This window comes from Pseudomonas putida (assembly GCF_001976065.1).
Taxonomy (GTDB): domain Bacteria; phylum Pseudomonadota; class Gammaproteobacteria; order Pseudomonadales; family Pseudomonadaceae; genus Aquipseudomonas; species Aquipseudomonas serbica.
Genome location: NZ_MNAH01000006.1, coordinates 274,676 through 283,079, shown reverse-complemented (window position 1 = coordinate 283,079; position 8,404 = coordinate 274,676). Strand labels below are relative to the sequence as shown.

7 protein-coding genes are annotated in these 8,404 nt (G+C 60.5%); 1 reads left to right on the top strand and 6 read right to left on the bottom strand.

Annotated elements, in window-relative coordinates:
• Positions 1-2 precede the first annotated feature (2 nt).
• The 3 genes from BKX96_RS21505 to BKX96_RS21495 are packed head-to-tail and all read right to left on the bottom strand — an operon-like array spanning position 3 to position 1,769.
• Complete coding sequence (locus tag BKX96_RS21505) at positions 3-278, bottom strand: phosphopantetheine-binding protein (RefSeq protein ID WP_046819911.1); 276 nt, start codon at positions 276-278, stop codon at positions 3-5.
• The gene (locus tag BKX96_RS21500) at positions 256-1,068 is read right to left on the bottom strand and encodes a lysophospholipid acyltransferase family protein (RefSeq protein ID WP_046819910.1); all 813 of its coding nucleotides are present in this window, start codon (positions 1,066-1,068) and stop codon (positions 256-258) included. The genes BKX96_RS21505 and BKX96_RS21500 overlap by 23 nt, the downstream gene beginning before the upstream one ends.
• Positions 1,044-1,769, bottom strand: a complete 726-nt coding sequence (locus BKX96_RS21495) for a beta-ketoacyl synthase chain length factor (protein ID WP_046819909.1) — start codon at positions 1,767-1,769, stop codon at positions 1,044-1,046. Before BKX96_RS21495 ends, BKX96_RS21500 begins: the two co-directional genes overlap by 25 nt.
• 344 nt (positions 1,770-2,113) lie before the next feature.
• On the opposite strand from BKX96_RS21495, the gene BKX96_RS21490 reads away from it, so the two are divergent.
• Entirely contained in the window at positions 2,114-2,884 is a 771-nt protein-coding gene (locus tag BKX96_RS21490; RefSeq protein WP_046819908.1) for a ParA family protein, read from the top strand.
• Between the two features lie 133 nt (positions 2,885-3,017).
• Here BKX96_RS21490 and trxC read toward each other — a convergent pair whose 3' ends face one another.
• The 3 genes from trxC to mscK form a co-directional block, all read right to left on the bottom strand.
• Positions 3,018-3,452 carry a thioredoxin TrxC gene (gene trxC, locus BKX96_RS21485; protein ID WP_077185427.1) on the bottom strand — a complete coding sequence of 145 codons (435 nt, stop codon included), beginning with the start codon at positions 3,450-3,452 and terminating at the stop codon, positions 3,018-3,020.
• A 72-nt stretch (positions 3,453-3,524) separates the two neighbouring features.
• A complete protein-coding gene (gene selO, locus BKX96_RS21480; protein ID WP_077185426.1) occupies positions 3,525-4,988 on the bottom strand; it encodes a protein adenylyltransferase SelO in 1,464 nt (487 codons plus the stop codon).
• 48 nt (positions 4,989-5,036) lie between these two features.
• Entirely contained in the window at positions 5,037-8,387 is a 3,351-nt protein-coding gene (gene mscK / locus BKX96_RS21475) for a mechanosensitive channel MscK (protein ID WP_046819905.1), read from the bottom strand.
• Positions 8,388-8,404: the final 17 nt, after the last annotated feature.

Sequence of the window (8,404 nt, the reverse complement as noted above, 5' to 3'; positions counted from 1 at the left end):
TCTCAAGCTGCCTGTTTTGCAGTGACGAAGGCCGCAAGGCTCGCCACGTTACTGAAGTGATTGCGCGTGTCCTTGGCGTCGGCATCGATCTTGATGCCGTATTTTTTCTGGATGGCCAGGCCGAGTTCCAGGGCGTCCACCGAGTCCAGGCCCAGGCCTTCGCCGAACAGCGTCTGGTTGTCGCCGATGTCGTCGGGGCTGATGTCTTCGAGGCCCAGGGCGTCGATGATCAGCTGTTTTATGTCATGCAGCAGGCTAGCGGTCTTCAGATCGCTCATCTTCGGCGAGCTCCTTAATGAAATAGGCATGCAAATAGTCGTTGAGCTTGCGCGAGGCCTGGGGGGCCGGGCCTAGCGCGGCAAAGGCTTGTGGGTCTATGTCGGCCCCGACGCGGAAACTGAAGTGTACGCGGCGCTTGGGTATCCGATACCACGGCTCGGCCTTGGTCAATGTGGTCGGGCTGACCTTGATCACCACAGGGGTGAGGATTTTCGCACCACGCACGGCTATTGCCGCTCCACCCCGATGAAAGGCAGGTGCCTGGCCAGGCTGGGTGCGAGTACCTTCGGGAAAGATGATCAGCGACTGGCCTTGCTTGAGCGCATCGGCGGCGGCATCGAGCATGTCCATGTTGCCGTCGTTGCTGATGTACTCGGTGCGACGCAGGGGGGTGCGAGTGAACGGGTTATCCCAAAGGCTTTGCTTGACCACGCAGTTGGCGTGCGGGACCAGACCGATCAGGAACACCACATCGATCAGCGATGGATGATTGGCAACGATCATCTGGCCCGGTCGCCCGAGTTTGTCCGCACCTTGAATCTCATAGGTCAGCACGCCGGTTCGGGCCATGAAGCGCACGAAAAGCCAGAAGCAGCGACTGACGGTTTGTCGCGCCCGCAACCGGTGGGTCCGGGCATCACCCGGAAGGCACGCAAGCAGCGGGAAAATCACCAGGCGCAGGCACAGGCCACCCAACCCGAAAAGGGCAAAGCTCGCGGCAGTGGCCAGCAGACGCCAGTAATAGGCATCGCGGTTTTTTTCAATCACGGTTTGCGTTGCCAGGTCCATACACGATTTTTCCAGGCATGTTGGCAGGTGGTCTGCGGGCCGAGCAGCGTGCACAACAGATTCAGTGCGTGAGGCCAGCGAGCTTTGGACAACGCATCCGTGGCGCTGTTCAGGGACAGCTGCCAGTCATTTCCCGGGGTAATCAGCAGGCCGACGGCATAGGGGAAGGGCACATCGTCGATCCAGGTCGAATAGGCCTGGGGCGGCTGCTCTTCGGTGACTACCAGCAATACTGCGGGCGAGCCTTCAGCCAACAGGGCCGCGGCCTCCAGCATGCCGTACTCAAGGCCATCGCCGGCGGCGGCCAGGGCGGTCATTTCACTGGTTTCACCGCGCATGATCGACCACAGGCCGATGATCGCGTTATGCACCGACAGGCTGAACTGGGTCGGCGACAGCGGCTGGTCGACGGCCAGATCGCTGAGTATGTCGAAAGTGCGTGGGGTTTCGCCGTGACGGGAAACAAAAACCAATGGCAGGTCCTGACGACCTTCGGCCAATGGCCAGCCGACACTGAACGCCATCCGCGCCAGACGGCTGAGCCGCCGACGCTGCATGGCCGGCAGGAACGAGACATCGGGTGCGGCATCGCTGTCCGGCAACATCGAGGGTTGCCGGCACCAGTCCTGCCAGTCATCCACGCTTTCAAGCCCCGGGGCCCAAGCGCGCCACTGGGCGATGTTGAAGTTGATCACAGACATTCAATCCCGCCCTTGCAGGCTTCCTGACGCGGTGAGTGGCGCATTGGCACGGCACACCCTACGTGGCGCTTGGCGCCGAGTGGTGCGCATTATCCCGGTGCGACGAACCGGTAGCAAATACTGGTTCCATTTTGCCCGGCGGTCAGTTCGCAAAAACTGAACGATTGGCAATCATTCACAATTTGGTGGGCCGTCTGTCGGCTTTGCTCCCGGCTCATCGAGGCGTCATCAGCTTTTTCCCAAAGAAAAGGCCGATGACCGGGTAGTCCATGTGTCTGTGAGCTAGCGAAGCCATGCCGAGGACCACTACACTCGATCATTCTTTGATACACGGAGGTTTTGCAATGCGGCGCGTGGTGTTCAATCAGAAAGGTGGCGTGGGCAAATCCAGTATTGCCTGCAATCTGGCGGCAGTCAGCGCCAGCGAGGGCTATCGGACCCTGTTGGTCGATCTCGACGCCCAGGCCAACTCCACTCAGTACCTGACGGGACTCACCGGTGACGATATCCCGATGGGTATTGCCGATTTCTTCAAGCAGACCCTGTCTTCCGGGCCTTTTTCCAGGAAGAACCAGGTCGATATCTATGAAACGCCGTTCGACAACCTCCATGTCGTGACCGCTACCGCCGAATTGGCGGACCTGCAGCCCAAGCTCGAGGCCAAGCACAAGATCAACAAACTGCGTAAATTGCTTGAGGAGCTAAGCGAGGACTACGACCGGATTTATCTCGATACACCTCCCGCTTTGAATTTTTATGCCATTTCGGCACTAATTGCCGCCGATCGTGTGCTCATTCCCTTTGATTGCGACAGTTTCTCGCGGCAGGCGCTTTACGGCGTACTGGCGGAAATCGAGGAGCTCAAGGAAGACCATAACGAAGGGCTGGAAGTCGAAGGCATCGTCGTCAACCAGTTCCAGGCCCGTGCCAGCCTGCCCCAGCAAATCCTCGATGAACTGATCGCCGAAGGGCTGCCGGTACTGCCGGTGTACCTGGCCAGCTCGGTGCGCATGCGCGAATCCCACCAGGCGAATACGCCGCTGATTCATTTCGACCCACGGCACAAGCTGACGCAGCAGTTTGTCGAATTGCACAACTTGCTGGAAAACTCCTGATTCCCAAGGGCAAAACGAAAACACTGTGGGAGCGAGCCTGCTCGCGAAGGCGGGAGTTCAGTCAACAGAGACGTTGGATGTGACTCCCTCTTCGCGAGCAGGCTCGCTCCCACATTTGGTTTTCGGGTGGCCTTTAGATACCTTGGCTACGCAACCAGCTCATCAACTGCGGTAACGGGAAGGCTCCGTTCTGGCGGGCAACTTCCCGGCCGTTCTTGAACAGAATCAGGCTCGGAATCGAGCGAATGCCCAATTGCGCCGACAGTTGCTGGTTCGCCTCGCTGTCCAGCTTGGCCAGCCGGCATTTGCCCACCAATTGAGCCGCCGCCTGCTCGAACACCGGCGCAAACGACTTGCACGGCCCGCACCAGTCCGCCCACACATCCACCAGCAGCGGCAGATCGCCCTTGATCTGGCTGGAGTAATCGCCTTGCTTGAGTTCGAAAGGCTTGTTCAGCAGGACCTCGGCCTTGCAGCGTCCGCATTTCGGATGGTCGCCCAGGCGCTCGGCGGGAATACGGTTGAGGCCGTTACAGTGGGGGCAGGGGATGAGGAGTGGTTCAGTCATGAGGTATATCCAGTGAGAAGCGAGTAATCCTTATCTGGAGCCACCCGCTCGGATTTTCAATCGCGTGGCACCTCACGACGAACAACTGATCTCCAGATGCTTGCCCCACTCCGGTGGCCGTTCGGCGTAGCTTTCCATCCCCGGTTGTTCCTCGAACGGCTTGCTCAGCACGGCGTGCAGTCGGCGAACTTCCGAGTAGTCGCCACTTTGCGCCGCATCGATGGCCTTCTGCGCCAGGTAGTTGCGCAGGATGTACAGCGGATTCACGGCATGCATCCGCTTGCGACGCTCCTCCTGATCCACCTCGCCTTCACGGGCCACGCGGGCGACATAGAGCTCGCCCCAGGCATCGAAGCCCTTGAGGTCGACGAAGTCATCGCGCAAACGAGCGATAGCCGCTTGGGGTGAGTCTTCGCCCAGGCGGCGGAAGAACAGGCTGTAGTCGACGCCGCTGTTCTGCATCAGTTGCAGCAGATGCTCCAGCAGCTTCTGGTCGTCGTCCTCGGCGGTAGTCAGGCCCAGGCGCCGGCGCATCAGGTCCAGGTAATGGGCCTGGAATAGCGGCAGGTATAGCCCGAGGGTTTCACGCAGCGCCTCGACGCTGATGAACGGCGTCAGGGCTTGGGCCAGGGCGCTGAGGTTCCATTGGCCGATCGGCACCTGGTTGCTGAAGGAATAGCGACCCTGGTCATCGGAGTGGTTGCAGATGAAGTTGGCGTCGAAGTCGTCAAGGAAGGCGAACGGGCCGAAGTCGAAAGTGATGCCGAGGATCGACATGTTGTCGGTGTTCATCACCCCGTGGCAGAACCCGTAGGCCTGCCACTTGGCGATCAGTTCGGCGTTGCGCTCGACGATTTCACGGAACATCGCCAGGTACGGTTCCGGTTGTTCCAGGCACTCGGGAAAGTGCATGGCCAGCACATGCTCACCCAGCACTTTCTGCTGCTCGGGGCGCTTGGTGTAGTAGAAATATTCGAAATGCCCAAAGCGCACATGGCTCGGAGCCAGGCGCAGGACCATGGCCGCGCGTTCCTGTTTTTCACGCCAGACCGGGGTGTCGGAGCCGATCACGCACAGCGCCCGGGTCGTCGGGATGTTCAGGGCGTGCAGGGCTTCGGAGGCGAGGAACTCGCGGATCGAGGAGCGCAGCACCGCGCGGCCATCGCCCATGCGCGAAAAGGGTGTTTGGCCCGCGCCCTTGAGGTGCAGGTCCCAGTGTTCGCCGGCCTCGTTGTACACCTCGCCCAGCAACAGGCCGCGACCGTCGCCCAGTTGCGGGTTGTAGGAGCCGAACTGATGACCGGAATAGACCATCGCCCTGGGGATCGCGTCGGCCCAGAGTTTGTGGCCGCTGAACAGCTCGGCGAACTCTGGGGTTTCGGCCACGGCGGGGTCGAGGTCGAGTAACGCCATGGCAGCCGGGCTTGCGACTACCAAGCGTGGGTTATCGATAGGTTCGGGCAGCACGTGGGCAGAAAATGCATCGCCCAGGCGGTCGAAGCGGTTGTCGAAGGTCAGTTCGTCGAGGGCTTTCAAGGGCCGGCTCCAGCAGAATGTCCGAGCATTCTGCTGGGGAATGGCCAGTTAGTCGAGTTTGGCGGCGGGCGGCTCTTGCGCCGGTTTGCCATCGACCAGTGGAACGATGGTTTTCGCTTCCGGCTCGATCGGCACCATCTTGTATTCCTGGCCGTGGAGATTCTTGAGGTAGACCTCCATCTGGCGGAACGAGATGTTGATGTGCTGCTTCTTGAACTCTCGGTTGATAAAGCGGTTGACCTCATCAAGCACCGGGTTGCGGTCACCCAGGTCGCGCACATGCATGCGCAGTTCGTGGTCAAGGGTGCTCTCACCGAAGTTCAGGAAATACACGTGCGGCTCGGGTTCCTTGAGCACCCGCGGGTTTTCCCGCGCGGCTTTCAACAGCAGTTCTTTCACCAGGTCCAGGTCCGAGCCGTAGTCGACCCCGAGCTTGAGCGTCACTCGAGTGATGGTGTCGGTCAGCGACCAGTTGATCAGTTGCCCGGTAATGAATGTCTTGTTCGGGACAATGATGTCCTTGCGGTCGAAGTCGGTGATGGTGGTGGCGCGGATGCGTATCTTGCTCACCGTACCGGACAGGTTGCCGATGGTGATGGTGTCGCCAATCCGCACTGGGCGTTCGAACAGGATCATGATGCCGGAGATGAAGTTGGCGAAGATCTCCTGCATGCCGAAACCAAGGCCAACCGACAGCGCCGCGACCAGCCATTGCAACTTGTCCCAGCTCACACCGAGAGTCGACAGGGTCGAGACGAAACCGACACCGGCGATCACATAGGACAGCAGCGTGGTGGTGGCGTAGGCGCTGCCCTGGGCCAGGTTCAGCTTCGACAGCACGAACACTTCCAGCAAGCCCGGAAGGTTGCGCGCCAGGGCGAAGGTGATGCCGATGATGATCAGCGCGCCGAGCATGTCGCCAATGCTGATCGGCACCATGCTCATGTTGGCGCCGGTACCGCTGGTGTATTCGTAGAGCGTGACGTTGTCCAGGTACGAGAACACCGTGATCAGGTCGGCCCAGACCCAGTACAGTGCGGCGATGAAACCGCCCAGCAGCGCCAGGCGGATCAGGCGCAGGGATTGTTCGTTGACCTTCTCGATGTCCATCGTCGGTTCTTCGATGACCGCTTCGCCCTCGCCGGCCTCTTTCGCTGCCTGGCGTTTGGCCAGGGCGCGCTGGTAAGCCAGGCGGCGTGCCGCCACGCTCAGGCCGCGCACGAAGGTCGCTTCGATCACCAGCCAGAACATCAGCAGGTAGAGGGTATTGATCAGTCGGTCACTGAGCTTGAGCGCGGTGTAGTAGTAGCCAAAGCACACGGCCACGAACAGCGCGATGGGCAACGCGGTAAACCCAATGCCCAGGACCTTGCGGAACAGCGAGGCGTTTTCGTGGGTCGGGCTGCTGATCAACAGGCGGCTGAGCAGCCAGGTCATCAAGGCGTAGCAGATCAGCACCACCGGCATGCCGAGCACGTCATCGGCCAATGCCGCCGGTTGCAGTTCCGCCACCGCCACTACGGTGACCAAAGCCATCACCACCATGCCAAGGCGGCGGACCCAGCCGCGGAGGAATTCGACCTGGGGCTTTTCCCAGCGGAAATGCAGTTCCGCTACGCCACCGGGCGCGAGGATGCGGTAGGCGGTGTAGAACACCAGCCAGGCTCCGGCCATCTGCAGCAGTGCCGCGCCCATGCTCGCGTTCTGCCCGCGGGCGTCGATTTGCAGGGCCAGGCCACACAGCGCGAGGCCCAGCGACACCGGCATCGCCAACAGGATATTGATCAAAATAGCCTGGGGGGTGTGCCACTGGCTGTCACGCTTGAAGTGGCCGATGTCCTGGTGGACCTTGTTCAGGCGGGCATACAGCTGCTTGCGGCGCCACAGCAGTGCACCAATCAGCAAGGCCAGCGGCAGGAACAGCAGGGGGCGCTGGGTCAGGCCGTCGACCAGTTCACTCAGGCTCGAGGCCCAGGGCAGGGTGTCGACCTGGCGGTTCAGGCGTTCCGGTACAGCGCGCATCCACTCCAGATCCAGCGGCTTGTTGCTGGGAATCCAGAACATCTGCTCATCGAGTGTCGCCCGCAGGCTTTGCGCAGTGCTGAGCAGTTGCTTCTGATTGAGTTGCAGGGTGATGGATTCGTTGAGCACCGCGCTCAGTTCGCGGTTCAGCCGTTCCAGCAGGTCGGCGCGGGTGGTGGCCAGCTCCAGCAGGCTTTTGCGCAGCTGCGGTGTAACTTGCTCCGGCGGCTGGGTCGACAGTAGGTTGTCGACGTAGGTGGCCGGGTTGCTGAGCAGCTCCCGTTGCTGGCTGACTTCGAACTGATACAGGCGAATGTCGGCGATCTGGTCGGCCAGGTCACGGTCGACCCGAAGGCGTGGCAAGGCCTGTTTCTGTTTGTAGAGAATCTTGGAGAGCAGCAGGCTGCCCTTGAGCACGTTGATCTGTTCATCCAGGGCTGAATCGCTCTGGGTCAGGCTGTCCAGTTGTTGCTTGGTCTGCAGGTTTTTCTGGGTGACTTCGTTGAGGCGGTCGGTGCTTTTGAGCAGGTAGTCCGAGAGCTTCAGGTTGGCCGTGCTTTCGATGGCCAGCAGGCTGCTGCCGCCGGCCTTCTGTGCTTCGATCGATTGCTGGGTGACCGTTTCCTGAGACTGCGCGAGGCGTTTCTGGTTGATCAGGTTTTGCAGCTCCTGGATTTCCTGATCCAGGCGATCGGATTTTTCCGATAACAGATCATGCTGGCTGTTACCCAGGTCTTGCAGTTGGGTGTTGCCGGCCAGTTCCTGGCGGCGCAGCGGGATCAAGGCGTTCAATGCCGAGAGCTCGGCATTGAGCTGGTCGCGCTGCTCGGCGCTCAGGGCCTTGCCGGCGTCCTTGCCGGCCTTGAGGATGTTGTTGATCTGCTGGATGCGCGTCTGGCTGGCGGAAATTTCCGCCTGGGCGCGTTCGGGACGAGTCTGGGCGGTAATGATCAGGCTGTTGGCATCGCCCAGGGCTTTTTGCAGATCGCTTTGCTGGGTCGCACGCTCGGTGAGCAATTGCTCAAGTTGCTGAATCGACTCTTTGGCAAAGCGTTGCGCCACCGGTACCACGCTGCTGGCCTTGAGGCGGGCCAGTTCACGCTGGTTCTCGATGGTCAGTTTGGGAGCGGTCGCCAGTTGTTGCTTGAGGTCGACCAGCTTCTGCTCATAATCGCGCTGGTTGTTGAGCTGTGTCAGCGTGCTTTGCAGGACCGACTGCAGGGCCTTTTGATCGGCTTCCGGCAGTTTGCGATCGGCGATCTTGTCCAGGCTCGCCTGTACGGATTCGCGGGTGGGCGGTTCGGCTGCTTGTAATGTACCGACAGAGAGGCTCAGGCCCAAAAGGACCATGACGAAAAAGGTGCGCAGGCTTGACATAGTGACCGATCGAAAAC